The 22,004-nt window shown below is 46.5% G+C and carries 21 protein-coding genes, 1 pseudogene and 1 riboswitch; of the genes and pseudogenes, 3 read left to right on the forward strand and 19 right to left on the reverse strand.

What is annotated here, in order from left to right:
• Positions 1 to 74: 74 nt before the first annotated feature.
• Positions 75 to 1,298, reverse strand: a complete 1,224-nt coding sequence (gltS, locus tag FM037_RS27230; protein WP_144048567.1) for a sodium/glutamate symporter — start codon at positions 1,296 to 1,298, stop codon at positions 75 to 77.
• A gap of 400 nt (positions 1,299 to 1,698) precedes the next feature.
• Positions 1,699 to 1,884, reverse strand: coding sequence for a DUF2986 domain-containing protein (locus FM037_RS27235; RefSeq protein ID WP_144049160.1), 186 nt, complete (start codon positions 1,882 to 1,884; stop codon positions 1,699 to 1,701).
• 315 nt (positions 1,885 to 2,199) lie between these two features.
• Here FM037_RS27235 and FM037_RS27240 point away from each other — a divergent pair, with 315 nt between their 5' ends.
• Positions 2,200 to 4,356 (forward strand): TonB-dependent receptor, encoded by a 2,157-nt coding sequence (locus FM037_RS27240; protein WP_144048568.1) that lies wholly within the window; start codon positions 2,200 to 2,202, stop codon positions 4,354 to 4,356.
• An 85-nt stretch (positions 4,357 to 4,441) separates the two neighbouring features.
• Here FM037_RS27240 and FM037_RS27245 read toward each other — a convergent pair whose 3' ends face one another.
• From FM037_RS27245 to moaA, 13 genes and pseudogenes are all read right to left on the reverse strand, one after another.
• Complete coding sequence (locus tag FM037_RS27245) at positions 4,442 to 4,606, reverse strand: YqaE/Pmp3 family membrane protein (protein ID WP_144048569.1); 165 nt, start codon at positions 4,604 to 4,606, stop codon at positions 4,442 to 4,444.
• Between the two features lie 22 nt (positions 4,607 to 4,628).
• The gene (locus tag FM037_RS27250) at positions 4,629 to 5,303 is read right to left on the reverse strand and encodes a TIGR01621 family pseudouridine synthase (protein WP_144048570.1); all 675 of its coding nucleotides are present in this window, start codon (positions 5,301 to 5,303) and stop codon (positions 4,629 to 4,631) included.
• 94 nt (positions 5,304 to 5,397) lie between these two features.
• A complete protein-coding gene (locus tag FM037_RS27255) occupies positions 5,398 to 6,654 on the reverse strand; it encodes a sensor histidine kinase (protein WP_185977097.1) in 1,257 nt (418 codons plus the stop codon).
• 49 nt (positions 6,655 to 6,703) lie between these two features.
• Positions 6,704 to 7,381, reverse strand: a complete 678-nt coding sequence (locus tag FM037_RS27260) for a response regulator transcription factor (protein ID WP_144048571.1) — start codon at positions 7,379 to 7,381, stop codon at positions 6,704 to 6,706.
• Positions 7,382 to 7,390: 9 nt separating this feature from the next.
• A complete protein-coding gene (locus tag FM037_RS27265) occupies positions 7,391 to 7,927 on the reverse strand; it encodes a PepSY domain-containing protein (protein ID WP_144048572.1) in 537 nt (178 codons plus the stop codon).
• Between the two features lie 201 nt (positions 7,928 to 8,128).
• Positions 8,129 to 8,479, reverse strand: a complete 351-nt coding sequence (locus tag FM037_RS27270) for a NirD/YgiW/YdeI family stress tolerance protein (RefSeq protein ID WP_144048573.1) — start codon at positions 8,477 to 8,479, stop codon at positions 8,129 to 8,131.
• Between the two features lie 130 nt (positions 8,480 to 8,609).
• Positions 8,610 to 9,719: an ABC transporter ATP-binding protein gene (locus FM037_RS27275; RefSeq protein WP_144048574.1), complete on the reverse strand. Its 1,110-nt coding sequence runs from the start codon at positions 9,717 to 9,719 to the stop codon at positions 8,610 to 8,612.
• Positions 9,720 to 9,779: 60 nt separating this feature from the next.
• Positions 9,780 to 10,460, reverse strand: a complete 681-nt coding sequence (gene modB, locus FM037_RS27280; protein ID WP_144048575.1) for a molybdate ABC transporter permease subunit — start codon at positions 10,458 to 10,460, stop codon at positions 9,780 to 9,782.
• Between the two features lie 3 nt (positions 10,461 to 10,463).
• Positions 10,464 to 11,326 (reverse strand): annotated as a pseudogene (gene modA, locus FM037_RS27285) (molybdate ABC transporter substrate-binding protein).
• Positions 11,327 to 11,387: 61 nt separating this feature from the next.
• The gene (gene moaE / locus FM037_RS27290) at positions 11,388 to 11,855 is read right to left on the reverse strand and encodes a molybdopterin synthase catalytic subunit MoaE (protein WP_144048576.1); all 468 of its coding nucleotides are present in this window, start codon (positions 11,853 to 11,855) and stop codon (positions 11,388 to 11,390) included.
• Between the two features lies 1 nt (position 11,856).
• Positions 11,857 to 12,108 (reverse strand): molybdopterin synthase sulfur carrier subunit, encoded by a 252-nt coding sequence (gene moaD, locus FM037_RS27295; protein ID WP_144048577.1) that lies wholly within the window; start codon positions 12,106 to 12,108, stop codon positions 11,857 to 11,859.
• A gap of 29 nt (positions 12,109 to 12,137) precedes the next feature.
• Positions 12,138 to 12,614, reverse strand: a complete 477-nt coding sequence (gene moaC / locus FM037_RS27300) for a cyclic pyranopterin monophosphate synthase MoaC (RefSeq protein WP_144048578.1) — start codon at positions 12,612 to 12,614, stop codon at positions 12,138 to 12,140.
• A gap of 195 nt (positions 12,615 to 12,809) precedes the next feature.
• Positions 12,810 to 13,790 carry a GTP 3',8-cyclase MoaA gene (moaA, locus tag FM037_RS27305; RefSeq protein ID WP_144048579.1) on the reverse strand — a complete coding sequence of 327 codons (981 nt, stop codon included), beginning with the start codon at positions 13,788 to 13,790 and terminating at the stop codon, positions 12,810 to 12,812.
• A riboswitch (molybdenum cofactor riboswitch) is annotated at positions 13,778 to 13,911 on the reverse strand. Its footprint overlaps the gene before it by 13 nt.
• A gap of 224 nt (positions 13,912 to 14,135) precedes the next feature.
• On the opposite strand from moaA, the gene FM037_RS27310 reads away from it, so the two are divergent.
• Positions 14,136 to 15,785 (forward strand): electron transfer flavoprotein-ubiquinone oxidoreductase, encoded by a 1,650-nt coding sequence (locus tag FM037_RS27310; protein WP_144048580.1) that lies wholly within the window; start codon positions 14,136 to 14,138, stop codon positions 15,783 to 15,785.
• A gap of 295 nt (positions 15,786 to 16,080) precedes the next feature.
• Positions 16,081 to 17,979 (forward strand): methyl-accepting chemotaxis protein, encoded by a 1,899-nt coding sequence (locus FM037_RS27315; protein WP_144048581.1) that lies wholly within the window; start codon positions 16,081 to 16,083, stop codon positions 17,977 to 17,979.
• 65 nt (positions 17,980 to 18,044) lie between these two features.
• Here the strand turns inward: FM037_RS27315 and FM037_RS27320 are convergent, their stop codons facing one another.
• From FM037_RS27320 to FM037_RS27335, 4 genes are all read right to left on the reverse strand, one after another.
• Positions 18,045 to 18,371 carry a DUF4870 domain-containing protein gene (locus tag FM037_RS27320; protein WP_185977098.1) on the reverse strand — a complete coding sequence of 109 codons (327 nt, stop codon included), beginning with the start codon at positions 18,369 to 18,371 and terminating at the stop codon, positions 18,045 to 18,047.
• Positions 18,372 to 18,498: 127 nt separating this feature from the next.
• Complete coding sequence (locus FM037_RS27325; protein WP_144048582.1) at positions 18,499 to 19,191, reverse strand: MOSC domain-containing protein; 693 nt, start codon at positions 19,189 to 19,191, stop codon at positions 18,499 to 18,501.
• An 80-nt stretch (positions 19,192 to 19,271) separates the two neighbouring features.
• On the reverse strand, positions 19,272 to 20,729 hold the full coding sequence (locus FM037_RS27330) for a sensor domain-containing diguanylate cyclase (RefSeq protein WP_144048583.1): 1,458 nt from the start codon (positions 20,727 to 20,729) through the stop codon (positions 19,272 to 19,274).
• Positions 20,730 to 21,108: 379 nt separating this feature from the next.
• Positions 21,109 to 21,954: a PfkB family carbohydrate kinase gene (locus FM037_RS27335; protein WP_144048584.1), complete on the reverse strand. Its 846-nt coding sequence runs from the start codon at positions 21,952 to 21,954 to the stop codon at positions 21,109 to 21,111.
• Between the last annotated feature and the right edge of the window lie 50 nt (positions 21,955 to 22,004).

A 22,004-nucleotide genomic window follows, 5' to 3' on the forward strand; every position in this document is an offset into this window, starting at 1 on the left:
AAACTGAAAGTGCAGAGAAAGATGAATCTAAAAAGATAAACTCCCTCAAACAAGGGAGTTAGGTATCGGTAACCTTAAACGATGAAGCTTATATAGCCCTGCAAGATAATCGCATTAACGATATCGATGAAGAAGGCGCCAACAATAGGAACCACCATAAAGGCTTGAGGTGATGGACCCGTTCTGGTCACTAGAGCTCCCATATTCATCACGGCAGTAGGCGTCGCCCCCATGCCGAAACCACAATGACCACCCGCCATTACCGCGGCGTCGTAATTGCTGCCCATCAGGCGAAAAGTCACGAAATAGGCAAATAGAGCCAAAATCACGGTCTGCACCATAAGGATGATCAGCAGGGGAATCGCCAGATCGAATATCTCCCATAGCTTAAGATTCATCAGTGCCATAGCCAGAAACAATGACAGTGAGACCGTACCTAAGATATCGACGCATTCACTGTTAATCTTATAGCCGCGAGATACCTCAGTGATGTTAGTGATCACCACACCGATGAACAGGGCGTAGACAAAGTCAGGCATTTTTAGCCAACTAATATCCATTGTCGCCACCAGAGTGCCTATCCACTTAGCCCCGGCCACACAAAACAGCAGGATAAACAGGACCTCAAGAATACTCTTAGCGGTAACCCTATCCTCTTCTAACTGATCATAAGTCACTAGATCGGGGTGATCTTTATGGTGATTACCACCGACACCATATGAGGAAACAAGATTATTTTTGTTAATCAGCCTCTGGGCCACTGGACCACCTATGATCCCGCCCATGACCAAACCAAAGGTCGCAGCAGCCATAGCAAACTCTAGGGTATTAATGCCATAGTCTTCAGAGAAGGTTTGTGCCCAAGCAGCACCAGTGCCATGGCCACCCGAAAGTGTAATGGAACCGGCTATCAAGCCCATCAGGGGCTCTAAGCCCAAGGCGGCAGCCATACTCACGCCGACGGCATTCTGAATAACGATATAGAGAGAGGCGATCCCCAAGAAGATAAACACCTTACTGCCACCTTTAAGCAGCAATTTATAACTCGCTGCCAGTCCAACGGTACTGAAAAACATCAGCATCAAGGTATTTTGCATCGACAGGGTAAATTCCAACGAGATATTGTTGAAATGTAAGACAGTGATGATAGTTGCGACGATAAGGCCGCCGACAATAGGCTCAGGAATATTGTACTTTCTAAAGAAAGCGACATGGCGATTAACTGAGTGCCCGATAAAAAGCACTAAAATCGCCACTAAAAACGACTCAAGTTCGCCTATAGAATAAACTGTATTCATGAAACTCCTTTTGGGATGAACAAAACTTTCATTACGACCTCAATACAAAACTTGGTAGTGATGCAAATAAGGGGGATAGGTAACGAAAACTATGCCCACTATTCTGTCTGCGATGAATAATCAGATTAATTCTCGCAGATGAGATTAGAAGCGGCACATTGTGCCACAGATCACCTTATATGGGACATTAGTGAATACTGAAAAAGAGAAGTTTATTGAAGAAAAATGCAAAAATCATGCATCTTGAGTATGATTTCCCCCGAGTGTTAATGGGGCTGAGCGTATGTTATGCCTAATTTGAACATTTTAAACACGATTGAACAAAAAAATCTTAAGATTTCTGAGCTGACATTAAGCTCAAAAGGGAAGTTTAGGTTAATAGGGGACTAGAATATCGGGTCTAGAAAACTGGTTTAGACCCTATATCTGCACCCTGCTCTATATCGGTTTCAGTTGATTCTTTCTCAGCTAAACGATCTCGCTCGGCTTTGGATATATATTTCGGCTTATTGCTTGAGTACGATTTAGCATTGGCCTTTTTCGCTTTTTTCTTGAAATTCAGAGTTATCTTTTTTGTCCGGTTCATCTTTTTACAGCCCAGCCTATTATCAAGGTTTGGTATTATATACCCAAACCAGTTCAAACCAACAACACCTCCCCCAAGAAAACATTTACAAAACCACTACAACTAACGACTTAATTCAGCATTATCAGAGATGTAAATCACAACTCTCACCTTTTTCGATTAATAATCGGCACACGGATAGACAGCAAGAAAACCAGCCTCTACACTAACGAGCAATACAAATCATTATCATTTACAATAGATTTACACTTAGCGTCTAATAATAAAATCCTTCGCTTAAATAGTGTTATCTAGTTTTTACCGGGATGACTAAGCATGAAGTTTACAACATCATTGATAGCGCTATCTATTGCCAGCGCAATAACACCAAATCTTGTGACAGCAGAAGAATCCGATATAGAAGTCATTACAGTGACCTCCAGCCGTATGGGCAAGCCAGTCAGTGCCATTCCGAATACGGTCACCATTATCGACAGAGAGCAGTTGGAGCAGCAGTTCAGAACCACTAAAGATCTATCGACAATTATCGGTAACTTGGCCCCTAGCTTCTCTCCCAGTCGTCAGAAGATGAGTAATACAGGTGAAACCCTGAGGGGCCGTCCGCCACTGATCATGATAGATGGAGTGCCTCAATCTAACCCGCTTCGTAGTGGTGGTCGTTCGGGCCAAACTATCGATCCCGCCATGATAGAACGTATCGAAATCATCCATGGCGCCAATGCCATGCATGGCCTAGGTGCACAGGGTGGCATCATCAACTATATAACTAAGAAGCCTACCGGCAACAATGAGCATCAAGTGAGTTTCGATGTCACAGTGCCAAATAATTTAGAATCAGATGGCATCAGCTTCGGCACCAGTTACTCCTTCTCCGGTGAGTCAGACCAGTTAGATATGATAGGCTCTGTCAGCTATCGCAACAATGGCGTCTATTACGATGCGAACGATCAGATGATCGGCGTCGACACCACCCAAGGCGAGTCCATGGACAGTCAGAGTGCCGACTTCTTCATCAAGCTAGGGCATAACTTCGATGAGTCTCGTCTGGAGCTGATGGTTAATCACTATAATATGGAAAACAACGGCGACTATATGGCCGTGACCGGTGACAAAGAAAACGATATTCCCACTGGTGCCATCAAGCAAGAGCAACCTTGGGAAGCAGCCAACAATCAAGTGACCACCACTAGCCTGACCTACACCCATGAAAATATTGCTGGTCAGCAGCTCCACTTGCAATTTTTCAATCAAAATTTCGAAGCCGTATACGGTGGTGGTTGTTGGTCTGACTTTTACGACCCTAGCATGGAAGGCAGCGATCAAGTCACCGTCTGCGGCACCGGCGCTAATGGTGAATCTCTCTATTATGAGCAGTCCCGCAACAAGTCTGTTAAGTGGGGCATGAAAGCCTCAATGATCGCCAACAACATCGCCGACTCAGGCATGAATCTAGCGTACGGTATAGATATATTCAGGGATACCACAGAGCAGGATATGCTGGTTAGCGGCGCCTCTTGGGTTCCTGAAAGCACCTACGAAAATATCGCGCCCTTTGCTCAGCTTGATTATGACCTTATCGAAAACCTGACCCTATCAGGTGGTGTGCGTTACGAATATGCCAAACTCAAGGTCGATGACTATAAGACCATGTATGGCTATGGCGACAAAGAGATTGAGGGAGGCTCACCTGACTTCAATGAGACCCTGTTTAATATAGGCGCTTCATACCAGATAAACCCATCGATTCGACTCTACACTAGCTTCAACCAGGGCTTCGGCATGCCGGATATCGGCCGTGTCCTACGTGACGGCGATAGCTTCCCGGATGAAAATCCGAGTATCGATGACTCACTCGCCCTAACACCGATAGTCACAGACAACATAGAGTTTGGTGCAGACTATCAGGGAGAACATTTCATCGCCAAGATCGCCTTTTATCGCTCATCGACCGACTACGGCAGTCGTATGGTAGAGAAAGAGGATGGCAGCGGCTCATTCGTGGTTAAACGCGAGAAGAGTATTATCGAAGGCATAGAATCTAATATCACCGCCTATATCGGTGACAATGATGACGTCGGCGTTAATATCGCGATTCAAAATGGCGAGTATGATTCAAACGACGATCAGAGTGTCGATACCGACCTGGACGGCGCGAATATCTCACCTAATCGCATCAACTTGTTCTGGACTCATAACTTCGACAACGATATCTCGACTCGGGTTCAGGCGAATTTCTTTATGGACAAAGACTTCAAAGATGCCAGTAATGAGATCTATTCGAGATTCGATGGCTACACTACCGTGGATGCATCTGTTGCGATTCCAGTGTACAAGGGCACCCTGAGCATAGGCATTCAAAACCTGTTAAATGAAGATTACTACACTTACTATTCTCAGACAGTAGGTAAAGACACCCGCTACTTTAAGGGAATGGGCCGCACAGCCACAATCGGTTTCACCATGCCATTCTAGAACCTAGGCCATCATCAATAAAAAACGCAGCCAATGGCTGCGTTTTTGTTCTCTTTCAAACCATTTAGCCTGTTCAAAGCTGAAACTACTTAGTCACGACCCATAATGCATGCAGTAAACCAGGAATGAAGAAGAGTATGCATAAGATGATGTTGATAAGCAGATCTTTGCCCACACCCGACTTTAAAAATACTGCAACAGGTGGCAATAGAATCGCAATGATAATTAGCAGTAGTTTATTTGTATCCATGAAAAATTCTCCCTTAATAACATCATTTTCGTTTAGGCCAGCTTAATTTCTCAGGCTCAGACCATATTTGCAACTGCTTTATGGTATCCGCAGCGGTAAATGCCTCTCCTTGTGATGGGTAACTCAAGTATCGATACTCCTTACCACCAAAGCTAAAACTTAAGCTAAAGGCATGCAGATAACCTCTATCAGATTCTGCGCCTCCATAAAGTTTATCCCCTAAGATAGGGACTCCTATGCTTGCCAAGGCGACTCTAAGCTGGTGAGTTTTACCGCTTAAAGGCTTTAGCAGATACAAGCGTAGACCCTCGGCCACAGATTGAGAGAAAAATTGCGTTAACGCCGGATTTTCTGTGGTGCGCAGCAGCTTGTACATGCTACGTCTGGATTTGGCCATATCGCCAACCACCCAACCCTGTTTCTTCTTCGGTTTCCCCTTAGCTAAGGCAACATAGTATTTTTGTACCTTATGCTGGGTAAATAGCTCGGTGAATTCAGCCGCAGCGCGACTGCTTTTAGCAAACAGGAGTAGTCCCGAAGTCAGACTATCTAGCCTATGCACAGAGTAGAGCTTGATAACCAGATCTTGCTCCAATCTTGCCATCACCCCGGCAGAGCCATCTTGGCTATGAAAATGAACATTGGCAGATTTAGCGATCACTAAGAAATCATCTTCATCGGCGACTATTTGATACATTGACTAGCACCCATTGTTTTTCCCATTCTCTATCATTACCTTACTACTAAACCGACAAAACTTAAGAAGCTTGTAGCTGTCACACGGCAGGCACTTAAAAGTTAATACGGACCACTAAACCAGGCTGGTTATCGCTGAGCGTCACCTTGGCATTATGTCTGGCGAGTATCGCTTTCACCAAAGACAGACCTAGGCCCGTGCCCTTATTATGTCGACTCGGATCAAGCCGTACCAAGCGTTCGAATACTTTTTCTGTTGCCTCGTTAGGAATTCCAGGTCCATTATCACGGATCTGAATCTCTCTACCCGCTTGCACTATCTCTATAGTCGCGCCATCACCGGCATACTTGATCGCGTTATCCACCAGATTAAATAGTGCCTGAAACAGCAGATACTTATCCCCCGTCACCTTAATATCTTCCCCCGTCGAGAGTAATAGCTTCTGTTGATTCAACTCGGCCATCGCCTCAGCCATCTCGAATAGATCTTCACACATATCCTTGATGCTCAGATCCTGTAGTTCCAACGTCTGCTGGCCCTCTTCTATCCGTGTCAGAGACAACATGGCATCGAACGTCGCCAGACAGTGATCTAGCTCTTCAGTCAAGATAGCGCAGGCTTCGGGTAACTCCTGTGAGGTCTTGTCCGGAAGTTGTTCCAAACCGATCCTTAGATGAGAAAGCGGCGTTCTGAGATCATGGGCAATATTATCCGTCGCTCCACGAACTGCAGTCAGGTTATTCTCCAGCGTATCGAGTACACCGTTAAATTTTCGTGCCAACATATCGAACTCATCTTGACGCCAACTCACAGGTAGGCGTGTAGAGTATTCGCCTTTCTCAATCAATCGACTCAATCGGTTATATTGCACCAACCTACGCAAAATCGCCTTAGAAAACAGGTAACCTAGCGCCAAAGTAAGCACAATTGTCAACATCAGGGCCGTAATTGCCACATTGACGAAGCGCTCAATAAGAGTGCCTAATTGATCGGTACGGGTCGCAATCAATACCGGCCCATAACGAGTGACCACCAGGCCACCGGTCAAAATATGTAGCTTATCCGGGCCACCAGTTAGGATAGGAAACTCACGGGTCAGGGGCAAGAGCGGCATATCGTCGGGGATCAAGCTTAACGCGCCCACGAGATCGAATGAGTTACGCCATACCACTAAGGCGGTATTGGGATCGGCAGTTTTAACTTGAATACCGAAACTTCTGCGGTCTAGCGTCAGCGCCATCTGCTGATAGCGCGCCTTTTCAGACGCGAGATGTTGATCTGTTTGCAACTCCTGCTCATTCATTAATTGGCGGTACATGCCAAACAGCAAGGTACCGATAATCAGAGTCACAAGAGCAGAAAAAATAATGGTAATGCGCCACGCACTACTCTGGTATGGCTTAATGCCCTTCACGGAGGCGATAGCCAGCACCTCTGACGGTCTCGATCAACTCACCGAAGCCCAGTTCTTCAAACTTACGTCTGAGCTTAGCTATGTGTACATCGATAACATTGGTGCGAGGATCGAAGTGATAATCCCATACTGCTTCAAACAGTAAAGTACGGCTGATCACCTGATTAGGGTGCTCCATCAAATACTTGAGTAGCTGGAACTCCTTAGGCTGTAACATAAGCTCGCTACCATCTAGCGTCACCTTACGGGTTAGCAGTTCCATCACCAGGTTGCCTACCGATAATTCGGTCTCTGTTGGCTGGGATAAGCCTCGCTGCATTAATTTTTCGGCTCGTACCAATAGCTCAGAGAAGGCAAATGGCTTAGTCATGTAATCATCACCACCGGCACGTAAGCCTTTGACTCTCTCGTCCACATGGCTGAGTGCAGACAGGATTAACACCGGAGTCTGACTACCCGTAGCCCTTAAGGCAGCCAGTAACTTGAGTCCATCAAGCTGGGGCAGCATACGATCCAAGATCACCAGATCATATTTCATGCTAGTGGCAAGCAGCAAACCTTGATGGCCATCACTGGCCGTCTCTATATTGTGCCCCTGCTCAATAAATCCTTTAACCACATATTCGATTGTGGTCGTATCATCTTCAACGAGTAAAATTTTCATGGTAGTAACTTAGTTCCATTTAAGCAGAGGTAAAGGGCGTAGAGTCTTAATATCGAAGGCTAATTTACTCTTACCATCGACATTGATAAGTTTCAATTCCAAATAACTGATGCCGAGATCATGATCCAGTTGTGCTTCGAGTATAAATGCTTGTTTGTCTTTCATGGCCTTATCCACCAGGGTGTAGAAAGTCAGTGATTTATCTTCCATCAAGTTAACGGCGATGAGTTCATCGCGATCGTCGGCTTCTAATCTTGCGACTTCCTGTGTTACCAAGCGTCCGTCTTTAGCCCTGAATTCAAATTCGGTAATGGTCTCGGCGCTGGTATCTATCATACTCAACTCATAGATGAGCTCACCATTTACCACATCTATCTCAAACTCTGAGATGATGCCAGGATACTCTTGCTCAACTTGTAATAAAAATGCCTGGGGAGTGAGGTTTCCCTCATCGGAAAGTAGTTCAAGAATCGATGTTTCGGCCCAAGCTGCTACCGAAAAACCTGATGATGAAATGAGCACTAAACCAACTAACCAACGAGCCATGGCTCCTCCAGTAAAATCTACGATATTGCTATCTTATCGCATTAAATCAAGAACAGTTAATTCAATCTAACTCGTCGATGATTAACCTAGGAAATCTTGCTATCAGCTTCACACATTGAAGCAGCTACGATTCAAGAAATAAGCTCAATAAAAATGAACTCGACAGAACTTAACCCAAATGAACTGACCGGACACAATCGGTTATTCCGCCACTAACTCTATGCTGTCAATCTCAATTTCAATACCTTGCCAATCATCATCAACCTCGCCTTTCAAAGTGACTGTGGTGTCGCTAGATACCTCGATGTCACGCCAGAGAGCATTATCGATCTCGACTTCGACTTTCCCCGAATCATCGCGAAACAGGTATTTCTCATCACCCAAACTCTTTATCAGATGACCCGTCAGTACCACTGGAGTGTCATCTTTAGCCTTACTGGCATCGGCAGCATTTTTTGCTTGGGTGCTTACCCCCGGGCCATTGTATGCCGCAAACGCAGGTAGCGTGAGTACACAGGATAAAATAATTGAACCAGTAAATTTCTTATACATGACTTGATCCCCTTTTAGTTAATGCCAATTTTAGGCGAATGACTATAAAGCCCTGATGGAATCAAGATTAATGTTTGATCATAAAGATAGGTGCTAGAGCCTGTTTACCTTTCATGAAAAATAACAGGCCCTAAGCAGGCTCTAAGATATGAATGAGTTCAGACTTGAGTGCCACTGTCGTTTCTACACCTTTAACCAGCTCAAGTTTTTGCGCAAGATAGAGAGGCACCTCGGCGTTGATCTGGTGGCGAACTCCTCTCACACTCGCGATGATCCTGACGCTTTCGCCCATGGTCAACATAGACTCTATGGTGATATCCAGCTTATTGAAACTTTTGCACAGTCGGCCTTTCTTGATCGAATTGAATCTCACCCCTTGATTGGGAATAACCCAGCGCACCTTAGCTCCCACATCCAGATGTTCAAAATAGGTACTGGCAATGAGGTGCTCACCAAATTTAAGCCAAGTTATCTGTCGCTCTTCTTCCTGAGCTATCACACAGGCATCGAAAATGTTACGTAGCCCCATTTGCTTGGCCACGGCTTCGTTGCGAGGACGCACTAATACATCATGGGGTCGACCTTGTTGCAGCATCTTTCCCTGACTGATAAGAATCATTTTATCCGCCAACAGCAAAGCCTCGTTAAGATCGTGAGTCACCATTATCACAGGAATAGCCAACTGCTCTTTTAACCTGGCCAGCTCTAAATAGAGGCGTTCGCGGGTTTCCCTATCGACTGCAGAGAAAGGCTCATCGAGTAATAATACCGAAGGTTCTCGGGCCAGAGCCCTCGCCAGTGCGACCCTCTGACGCTGACCACCCGATAGATTTGCGGGTAAACGATCCGGCAAACCATGCAAATTCACCCGTTCGAGCCACTCTTTAGCCCTAGGCTTACGTTCCGACTTGGGAATATGATCCAGTGCGGCCACCACATTTTCCATGGCGGTTAAATTAGGAAACAAACCAAAATGCTGGGGCACATAGCCTAAATGCCGCCGCTGGGGTGATAGACTTAGCTTTTTATCACTGTCATACCAGACTCGGTCCCCATAATGTATCTCGCCCGATTCAGGCTGATTGAGGCCGGCAATCATACGTAGTAAGGTCGATTTCCCGCCGCCAGAAGGGCCGACAACCGCCAACATCTCACCCGCCTTACAGGTAAATTCGGCATCTAGCTTGATATGTTTCTCTTGTTTGATGCGACAGTAAAGGTCGGCAATGTCTTGCACTATACCCTCTCCCTTATTTGCTCGAGCACACGGGAAGGAAACTGAGCATCAAGCCAAGTTGAATTAACTATGTCTCGAGCCATGCGCTCTCCCTAATCTTCTCGACATGCTTGTCGTCAGCGCAAGCACTGTGATGGCAAATAGTAGCAGCACTAAGGACATCTGCCCGGCGCTGGCAAAGTCAAATGCCTGCACACTGTCGTAAATTGAGATAGCCACGGTCTTCGTCTCACCAGCAATATTACCGCCCATCATCAAGACCACACCGAATTCTCCCAAGACATGGGAGAAGCACAGCACTAGTGCGGTTAATACCCCAGGCCACACCAGAGGCAGTTCAATTTTGAAGAGTATTTTTAAGGGACTCATGCCACAACAGGCCGCTGCATCGCGAACCTCTTGGGGGACAGATTCGAAGGCGCGTTGGATCGGCTGAATGGCGAAAGGAATATTGACTATGATCGAGGCAACCACCAAACCAGAAAAGTGAAATACCAATTGTTGACCTAATACCTGCTCCAGGAAACGTCCAAGCCAGGACTGGCTGCCCAATCCCACCAGCAGGTAATAACCTATCACAGTCGGTGGCAACACCAGAGGCACCATGATCAAGGCTTCAACCCAAGATTTACCAGTGAAGTTATGATAGGCCAGAAAACGACTCGCCAAGATAGCAAAGGGGATCAAGATGATAACGGTAACGCAGCTTAGCTTAATCGATAACCAGAGGGCTTCCCAATCCATAGACTAGCTACCTGTCTCTGGTTGAAACTGTTCTGATCCAACTGACTCAGGTTCAACTGACTTAGATTTAGCAGGCTTTGATGCATCCAGATCTGGCAAACCGAATCCAAAGTCACTGAATATCTGACGGGCACTGTCAGACTGAAGATATTGATAAAATGCTTTAGCAGTTTCTCCCGCCTTCTTGGTCAATATCATGCGCTGCGTAAGGGGAGTGTGTAACTCTTCGGGGATCACTCTATAGTGCCCCATGGCCTGGAACTGTGGGGCGATAGCCAGAGACAAGGCGATAAGCCCCCTTGAGTTGAGCCACTCACGGCAAACTGTGCCGCCTGGGAGACATTCTCCCCGTAGATAAGCTTAGACTTAAGGCTATCCCATAACCCAAGCCCCTGGAGAACTTCTCGGGCACGCTCGCCGTAAGGAGCATGATCTGGATTTGCGATGGCAAATCTCTGCAACTTACCCGCTTTTAGCAGGGATTTTAATCCCTCTAATTCAGGATCGAGTTCTAGCGGGGAATATTTAGGTGCGGCGATAGCGAGTCGGCCCACCGCATAGAGGACGCCTTCATCTAAGCTGGTATCGAACTTCTGTAGCTGGTGAATATACTTCTCATCGGCAGAGAGGAATAGTTGGAAAGGGGCACCGTGCCGGATCTGGGCGACGAAATTTCCCGAAGAGCCGTAGGAAACATTGACCTTACGACCCGTATCTTGGGTAAACAGGTTAGCGATCTCATCGAGGGCAAACTTGATATTCGATGCTGCGGCGATCGGCGGAACATCATCACTCCTAGCCGGTACAGATACCAAACTAGACACTAACACCACACATACAGATACTAGCTTAAACCAGTGCTTCATTGCCTTTCCTTACTTTGGTTGACTACAAGTGAGGGCCAAATTTATTCTTTATCCCTTAGAGTTACTCTTTTTCCCACATTTTGGCGGCTTGATCGTCAGCATTTTTAGCCTCTACCCAGTTTGCGCCCTTGTCGCCCGCCTCAAGCTTCCAGAAAGGCGCCTTAGTCTTGAGGAAATCGATAAGAAATTCGCAGGCGGCAAACGCCGCTTTTCGGTGCGCACTGGTGACACCAATAAAGACGATTTGCTCACCCAAAGCCATAGTGCCGACACGATGAATGATGGTGACATGATTTAAAGGCCAACGCTCACGAGCCTCTATGGCGATTTGATTAAGCACAGCTTCGGTCATGCCAGGATAGTGTTCTAAGGTCAGGTCGGTCACCGCGCTGCCATCGTTAAAGTCGCGCACCTTACCGACGAAAGTCACCACGGCGCCATCGCTATTATCACCTGCGATCAGCGCATACTCATAGGGCACACTAAAATCTTCAGTCTGAACTCTGACAGCATTTAACTCAGTTGCCATATTAACCTCCTGTCACAGGAGGAAAGAAGGCAACCTCATCACCATCTTCAACCGGAGTATCCCAGCTACTAATAGTCTGATTGACCGCGACCAGTAACTTATCAGAGGCTAATACTTTACCCCATTTATCATCTTTTGCGGCAAGTTGTGCGCGCAGGTCTTCTGCTGTCACAGTCGACTCACTGGCTTTTACGGCTAGTGTACTCTGACCTAATAGCTCACGAACCTGAGCAAAAAAAAGTACGTTTATCATCTTTAATATACCTTCAAAAACTGAGCGACTTAAACCTTAAAATGACCCGATTTACCACCACGTTTTTCTAGCAAACGCGTCTGGGATATCACCATATCTTTCTGTACCGCTTTGCACATATCATAGATGGTCAGAGCCGCCACAGATGCCGCCGTTAAGGCCTCCATCTCGACACCGGTTTTACCCGATAACTTACAAAGACTGGTAATACGTACCCGGCTAAATTCAGGCTGAGCTTCGAGTTCAACTTCCACCTTGGTCAACATCAGAGGGTGGCAAAGAGGAATAAGATCCGATGTCTTCTTCGCCGCCTGAATGCCTGCAATACGTGCAGTGGCGAACACATCACCCTTGTGATGACTTCCGCTCATGATCATCTCCAGAGTTTCCGCTGCCATCTCTATATAGGACTCGGCTCTAGCTTCTCTCTCTGTGACTGCTTTATCTGTCACATCAACCATATGGGCATTGCCATCGGCATTGATATGGGTAAATTCACTGCTCATTAGATTTAACCTTAATTTATTCGGCAATTACTTTTCTCACAAGCATCAAAGAGTGACAAACTCCATGCCTTGCATGTGACTCTTGTTTGATAATCACTTAAAAAATGAATGTAGAAATTATATCTGAGGCCTAACACTAAGTATTACCGAATCATGATGCATCAGGTAATACTCCAATCAGGCTGCAACAGAGGATTAGCCACCTATGGAGGCTAAGTGTTGGGTCACACCGGTAATGCCATCGTGAAGGAAATGAGTCTCCTTCTTAGCGGCTAGCTGACCATGGAGTCGCTCGACCAGCTCAGCCCTTTGATCTTGATGCTGTAACAGATCTCTAAGATCGACACCGTTTTCGGTAAACAGACATAAGTGCAGCTTACCTTTTGCCGATACTCTCAAGCGATTACAGCTGGCGCAGAAGTGATTATCGTAGGGCATGATCAAGCCGATGCGTCCCTTATGGTCGTCACGACTGAAGTTTTGCGCGGGACCATCATCTACCGCAGGTGTATCTAAGCTCCAGCCATCTTCAACCAAAGAGGTTCTGATATCGGCTCCGGCAAGATGGTGTGCCTTGAAATAATCATGACCTAAACCTGTCTCCATCAATTCGATGAAACGCAGATCTATGGGCGTGTTTTTAATCCAGTGCAGAAACCTTGGCAGATCTTTATCGTTTAATCCCTTGAGTAATACCGCATTGATTTTTACCCGTTCGAAACCGGCTTCTAGAGCTGCATCGACACCTCGCATCACCTCATCAAACTTATTTTGACCCGTGATCTGATAAAACATACGGGGATCTAAGCTGTCTATCGACACATTGATGCGTCTTAAACCGGCGTCATACCACTCTTTGGCATTCTTTTCCAAACGATAGCCATTGGTTGTGGTTGCGATTGTCTTTATCTTGTCGTTATCGGCAACCACACGGATGATATCGGTGAAGTCTTTACGCATGGTGGGCTCACCACCTGTGATGCGGATCTTTTGCGTGCCGACGTCAGAGAATGCGCCGACCAGATTTTCTATTTCATTGAGTCCAAGAAACTGAGCACGACCGTCGGGACGGTAGCCATCGGGGAGGCAATATGTGCATTTGAAATTGCAAACGTCGGTCACCGACATCCGCAAATAGTGAAACCTTCGACCAAATTTGTCTTGTAGTTGAGACATGATCACCTTTCCAAGTTGGGGAGGTGTGATCATTTCTTTTCACACCCCGGTGGCGTAATTGCCACGGCTTAGCGTCCGTATCTGATGACGTAGGACAAGAAGCTCGGAGAACCGTCAGTGAATAATTATAGGCTTTATTGTCTTCATTCCCTAGTTTTAAAAGTGCATTTCTTGTTCAGGATCAACCGAGCGTTAACAATCTGTGACAGTGCTCACACCTCTTATTGAATCCGAGTAGACTTAAATCACTGTTTATTCTCTGTGCCATTACATGAATTTAATGTAAGGTGGAGTTAACGATTAAAACACCCGTTTAACGGGGAGAAGTGACCTAGAGGTGAAGTGATGGAACGCGAATCGATGGAATTCGATGTCGTCATTGTTGGAGCCGGCCCGGCCGGTTTAGCAACGGCGTGTCGGTTGATGCAGATATCCCAGGACAGTGGCAACGAGCTTACTGTTTGTGTTGTTGAGAAAGGCTCCGAAGTCGGTGCTCATATTCTTTCAGGAGCGGTATTCGAGCCCAAGGTACTCGGAGAACTATTCAGTGACTGGAAGGAAAAGGGCGCGCCACTCCACACCCTAGTCACTGACGACGAAATCTACATGCTGAGTTCAGATCAGAACGCTCGCCTGATGCCGAACTCCCTCGTGCCTAAAACCATGCACAACGATGGCAACTACATAATCAGTGTCGGCAACCTCTCCCGCTGGCTAGCCGAACGCGCCGAAGAGTTAGGCGTCGAGATATTTCCAGGCTTCCCCGCCAGTGAACTCCTGTTCAATGAAGACAGCAGTGTCAAAGGCATCATAATCGGCGACATGGGCGTCGGCGCCGATGGTAAACCAAAAGACAGTTATGAGCCTGGCATGGAGCTACATGCTAAATACACCATATTTAGCGAAGGTTGCCGTGGTCACTTAGGTAAGCAATTGATCGAAAATTATCATCTGGATAACGGTAAGACGCCACAGCACTACGGACTGGGCTTCAAGGAGATCTGGAAGGTACCCAATGAACAACATGAGCTAGGTAAAGTGGTTCATACTGGTGGCTGGCCCCTTACCGAAGGCGCATCCGGCGGTGGCTTCCTCTATCATTTAGAGGATAACCAAATTGCCGTGGGCCTGATCGTTGACCTCAACTATAAAAATCCGCACCTGAGTCCTTTCGATGAGTTTCAGCGTTATAAGAAACATCCTGTGATAGCCAAGTATCTTCAAGGTGGTGAGCGCATCAGTTATGGTGCAAGAGCCATCACTAAGGGCGGGTTAAATTCACTGCCTAAGATGACCTTCCCTGGTGGCCTCATCATAGGCTGTAACGCAGGAACCCTGAACTTCGCCAAGATTAAAGGCACCCACACTGCGATGAAGAGCGGCATGCTGGCTGCCGAGACCATAGCTCATGCCTTACAGGCCGGCGTCGAAGGCGGTAAAGATCTCGATTGTTATAACGAACGCTTCGACAAGAGTTGGCTACAGGCAGAACTATACAGTTCCCGCAATTTCGGCCCGGCTATGCACAAGTTCGGCACTTATCTAGGTGGCGCGTTTAACTTTATCGATCAAAACTGGTTTGGCGGTAAGTTCCCCATCACCTTAAGGGATGAGCAACCCGACTACGCACAGATGGCGGAAGTTGGCGCCTATAGTAAGATTGATTATCCTAAGCCGGATGGGAAACTCAGCTTCGATAAGCTGTCATCGGTTTACCTGTCTAATACCTTCCATGAGGAAGATCAGCTGTGCCATCTTCGTCTCAAAGATGAGCGAATTCCTGTAGACATCAACCTGGTGAAATACGACGAACCAGCACAGCGCTACTGCCCCGCTGGCGTCTATGAGATCGTCGAGGAGGAAGGTGAGAGCAAGTTCGTCATCAACGGACAAAACTGCATTCATTGCAAGACCTGTGATATTAAAGATCCGAGTCAAAATATCACTTGGGTTACCCCTGAGGGCGGCGGCGGTCCAAACTACCCTAATATGTAATCCCGTTAAAAAAAACACTCAAAAACGCGCCTGTTAATGGCGCGTTTTTTGGTAAAGATTGTAAAAAACAGGTTGCATAGAAGCTAAAAAATAACCATAATCTCACCCCCTAATAAAAGCGTTATCTAAACACCCAAACGCTAAGTTTCTATCTGAAACTCATATCCTATAAAACAAATCTAATCGAGCAAGCAAGCCTATGCTCAGTTTTAGATCCTCGGGTCACAAACCTAATGAGATTGACGCGATAGCTTTCACTTCAATCTCAGACTAGTTGCGAAAAAAGAAACTAAATATGCTTACTATCAAACAGAAGATATTACTGACGGTCACGTTAGCTGTGCTGTTATCCACCATACTCGTTGGTGTGCTGAGTCAACGCAGCGCTAAACAAGTCATAGAACAACGCATGTTGACCTCCGAACTGCCAAACATGATGCTGCAGATCCGCAATAAGGTTGAGCTGGATATCTCCACCTTGATGAATGCCGCCGAACAACTAGCCAACAGCCCAATGTTGATTCAATGGCTGGAAAATGACAGGCCCGAAGCCGAAGAGGCTCTGGTCGTCAATCAGCTGAAGATGATCACCCGCCAGTATGATCTCGCACAGGCCTCATTCGCCGATAGAGATACTGCCGCCTACTACACCCAAGACGGTTTCCTGAGAGAGTTAACTCCAGGTCAAGACGCCTGGTTCTTCGACTATAAGAACAGCGGTCAAGAACGTATGCTCAACGTGTTCACCGAAGCCAATGGAGAGGTGAAGCTGTTTATTAATTACCAGCAGCCTTACGGACGTGGTTTAGTCGGACTGGCCAAATCACTAGACGATATGGTTAGCCTGCTCAGTTCATTCAAAATTGAAAAGAGCGGCTTCGTCTATCTTGTCGACGCTAAGGGCGAGGTGAAACTGCATCAAGATACTCGCCGTATCGGCAGGAATCTGAGTGGCATATACAATAATCAAGCGAACAACCTACTCAACCGCGATGAATTTAGCCTGACTAAAATTGAACAAGATGGTCAAACCATCTTGGTCGCCAGCAGCTATATCCCCTCCATGGACTGGTATCTGATTGCCCAGGTGCCACAAAACGAAGTCTTCGCCATGCTCGAAGAATCTGCCTACCAGATCCTGATCTGGAGCCTGATAATCTCTATCATACTCATCTCTCTGGCAGTCTTAGTCGCTAGCTCAATAAGCCAGCCCATAGCTAAAGTCGCTAGCATGCTACAGGATATCGGTGAAGGTGAAGGCGATCTGCGTCAGCGCCTCCCGGTTAAGGGGAATGATGAGCTGGCTCAATTAGCCATGGGGTTCAACAGCTTCATCAGCAAGATTCAGGCATCGATTATCGAAGTCGGGGAAACCAGCGAGCAACTGAGTCAGTCGGCAAAAGATGTCGCCAATCAGGCACAGCAAACTCTGTCCGATAGCCAGCTGCAGAAAGATCAGACCATGATGGTTGTTACCGCCATCAACGAGATGGGTGCCACAGTCAATGAGATCGCAGGCAATGCGGCCCTGGCCGCCGATACAGCCAGGAATGCCGACGCTCAGTCTAATACAGGCCAAGAAGTTGTGACCCGCGCTCGTGATACCATCAATCTTCTTTCAGATGACGTTGAACAAGTTGGTGAAGTCATCGAGTCTCTGGCCACACACACTAAGTCTATCGAAAGTATTCTAGATGTTATTCGTGCTGTTTCCGACCAAACCAACTTGTTGGCACTCAATGCAGCCATTGAGGCCGCAAGGGCCGGTGAAGCGGGTCGAGGTTTTGCAGTCGTTGCCGATGAGGTAAGAAATCTCGCTTCCCGCACTGCAACTTCGACCAATGAAGTGCAGATCATGATTGATAAATTACAAACAGAAGCGACTCGTGCTGTTGATGCCATGGCCCAGAGTAGAGCTCGCTCCCTAGAAGGTGTCACCGCCGTCGACGAAGCCAGTCAGTCGCTGACAGGCATAAGCGAGCAGATAGGGCATATTACCGATATGAATATTCAAGTGGCTGCAGCAACGGAAGAGCAATCGACAGTAGTGGAAGATATTAATCGTAATGTCACCGAGATCAACGACATCACTCAGAGAACATCCGATACCGCCCATGCGGCTGCACAAGCGAGCCAATCTTTGAATCAGTTAGCGAGCCGATTAGATACGTTAGTGGCAGGATTTAAGGTATAAATATGATTGAGTTCCTAGGTTCTAGAACCTAGGAACTCAATAGAAAACTAATTGGTCAAAATTGATTAAGTTCGTGGTTTTATGAAGGTGATCGACAATGGGTATTTATAACTAATCCCTTCACTGGCCTTCATTGCTGCAATAATCGTCAGCACTATATCCACTATCGCCAGCAGTCCAATCAGAATAAAACCGATACCGACAAACATCAGCACACAACTTATCATCACCCAGATGATCATACTGATCTTAAAGTTCAAACAGTTACGACCACATTCATCGACAAACGGGATCTCATCACGCTTCATCAACCAGACAATGAGCGGCCCGAGTATGCTACCAAATGGAATCAAGTAGCCGGCAAAGCTAGCCACTTGCACCAAGATACCCATGTTCATTTCATCTCTGGTGAGCTCTTGTACTTCTTCTGTTTGCTCTGTCACTCGCTTCTCTCCTTGAAATATCACATTAACAACACGTTTCTGACTAACATAATGAGTCTAACTACTTACACTAGCCCTACACTGGGCCGATGAGGCGCATCTGCCAATTTTCAATTTTTTGTTTGTCTAATCGCCGATGTAAGCTATTAACCCAAGAAGCCGCAAGGCCTTCACAGGAGGCCAGACGATCATAGCTCTGGGCATCGAATTCGGTAGCAAAATAGATTGTCATAGCATCTCGCACACTGATATCGGTGCGACGCTCTTTCAAATAGACACTCGCATCTTGGGTGATCTCACCGGCTTTAACGACACGATAAAACCAGCCACACAAACCACTTGTCTGCATGGTTAAGGCAAATTCTTTATGACCAAATTGGATATTTAACTTGAAGCAGGGCGATCTCGGCTGGGTTACCTGTAGCTCCACATCACCTATGGATATGACGTCACCGATATTGACCTGAGTCTCATCCAGCCCTACGGTACTGATGTTCTCACCCATGGCTGGCGCATCTTTAAAACCAGCCATCATGTCCCAGCGACGATACTGGCCATAATGCTCCCGGGGGAAATGATGCAGCACCCTGTCTAAGCCACCATGATGCTTAGGGTCGGCTTGAGCATCACCTATGACGCGATCGATCTCGACCCGTAGCGAGGCTGAAGACTTTTTATGGGATATGCCACTAGAGACCCCCGTGGCATCACTTACCTCTTCTCCCAGATAGAGGCCAGACAAACGTTTAACCAGCAATTTTGCCGACATCCAAGTGATCCTTAATATCGAATAGTAAGTTCAGTAGGCTAATACAAAACTGAGCCAGAGGCTATCGAGATCTTGCCCAGCTACTGAGATAACACCACACGATCCCTGCCACACTCCTTGGCCTGATACAGGGCAACATCGACGCGATTTATCATCTCGGCAGGGGTTTCATTAGGTTTATACTCGGCGACACCTAAACTCACGGTAACGCTCAGCTCATACTCATTCACCCTAATTTTTCGCTTAGCTATGGTATCTCGTATACGCTCGGCAATATCCCCGCCGTGGCTCAACTCGATATTAGGCAACAGCAGCAGAAACTCCTCCCCACCCCAACGACAGACAACATCATGCTCTCGCAGCTGATTTCTGAGTATGTTAGTCACCGTTTTTATCACGAGATCGCCGATACTATGACCATAATTATCATTCACTCGTTTGAAGTTATCAATATCCAACAACACTATCGAGACACTAGTCTGGTTTTCACTGGCTTCAATTAGCGCCTTATCGAAATACTCTTCAAATATCTGGCGGTTAGCGGCTCCGGTTAACTTATCCGTCGAAGCCATATGTTCTAATTTTCGTTGATAGCGACCCAAGGTCAGATTAGCAATGAGCAGAATCCCGATAGTGACCAGCAGGCTAATAAGTAAGTTTCCCCAGAAAGTGGTCAATAACTTACGCTCACTTGCCACCTCCTCCTGCTCAACGATGAGGTACCATTTAAATTCAGGTACTAAACGGCTATTGATATACACAGTCTTACCGTCTCTGACATAGGAGAGAGAGGCGCTGGGGCTAGTTAAAATCCGCGTAGCCAGCTTATCTAACCCCGGTGTGCCTTGCAGTGTCTGGCTCCCAGTGAAAGAGCCTCCATTTAGAGTGACTTTGCCCTCTCTATCGACGAAGAAGACATGACGGTTATATCTTTTCTGATAAAGCTCCACCAGTTTCTTCACTTTATCGACTGCCAAGCCAACTCCAGTAACACCGATAAAATTACCCTCAAAATCAAACACTTTATAATTTACATAAACCACGGTACGGCTACTATCTGCCGAATCGGGATCGATATTAATCTCATAAAGTTCAGACTCCGGCAGAGAGCGAACACGAAAATACCAGGCATCGTCGGGCTCAGTATCTTGGATCTGTTTCAGAATCCCAGTGGAGTGATAATAATTCCTGCTCTTTTCGGAGATAAAAAAACTGGTCACGGTATCGTATTTACCTTGGATCTCGCGTAAATACCGGATCAGCTTTTCCGGATCTTGTTCCTCATCCAGAGTCCAGTCACGAACGAAGGTATCTTGTGCCATCAGAGAGGAGATAAAGATAGGTCGCAGCAGATCTTGTTGAATTTCGGAGTAGATGTTGTCACTAGTAAGTGGCAAGGTATTCTCTTCGATCTGCTCGCTTAGGGAATCATGGGCGACGCGGTAACTGATACTGCTGGTTAACAGAAACGCACTCAAGAGTAGAATCGACAGGATCCAGATGAACTTCTTCTTATCATTCCAAACGGTATTACCCATACGTTTACATCCCGTTACCACTAATTAGAAAATTAGAACTCTCACAAGTGTAACAATTATGTAAATATTAACCTGAAAATGGGCTCGATAGCAGTAATTAAATCCTAAAAAGGAAGAACATAGAATTCGGCATTAATATGGATCAACTTACTGCAAGTCAAGATAAATAGACAGTAGGGCAATCTGACCTAAGATAAAAAATGCCCTGCTGGGGAGCAGGGCAAAGCACATGATAAAAACGAATAATAAGTGGAAGAGTAGAGATGCAAAAACTCTATGGGCTTAGGATATAACGACAAGGTTACAACTAGATGGCGAAGGGATGAGAGATTTATGACAAATTCCTAGTTCCTAGTTCCTAGGAAAACAGAGGTCACATTCAAGCATTCAATTCAAGATATGTCTTTAACGCCTCTCCAGGGATTGAGCTTTGCGTCGCCACGGCAAATGCGGCCCATTGTGCGCCCTCTTTCATGGCGTCAATGATGGAGAATCCAGTTGCCATGCCATGAATAAGACCCGAAGCATAGGCATCACCGGCCCCTGTGGTATCGACAACACTGGAGGGAGTTGCATCCACATGTTCAATATCACCTTCAGTGTAGAGAATAGCGCCATCGGCACCGTCGGTAACGATAAAATGCTTAAGGCAGTCCCCAGCTATACTCAAGCCATACTCCCAGGGGGATAGGTCACTTCGCCCTGCCATATCCGTCTTAGAGGCGATCAATATATGACAAGGCCTAAGCCTGTCATCTTTCGCCAGTTGAGCAAAGACTAAACTATGGTTCAAGGCGGTTTTAGCCCAGCTCACCGCACCTTCGGCCGATGAGTTAAAATACACGGCATCCCACTGGGACCATACAGGTGGTGCAGCTAATTCGAAGATGGGTCTCTGTGGTCTGATAATGGTTCGCTCACCGTCCGGCGTCATCACCAATAACATCTCATTACTGGTTTCATCGTGTCTTTGTATAAGATGACATTCGATACCTTGAGTACTCGCCTCCGCCAGTAACCAATCGCCAATCTTATCTCGTCCCACTTGACTGACCAAGGCGACTCTATGATGTGCCCAGACTAAGCCTAACCCAGTATTGGCACCTCCTCCACCCAGCCTTTGCCCTCCATCCTGATAATGAAAACGCCCACCAGTCTGTAGAGGTTTATCCAGCTGCAGGATACGGTCACAGTTCAAATTAGCAATCAGAAGAATATTGGCCATTAACAGGCTCGCAATAGAGATGTCATAGAATGATGGTAAGGGATTTTTCC

Origin of the sequence: Shewanella psychropiezotolerans (assembly GCF_007197555.1) — a bacterium.
Lineage (GTDB): Bacteria > Pseudomonadota > Gammaproteobacteria > Enterobacterales > Shewanellaceae > Shewanella > Shewanella psychropiezotolerans.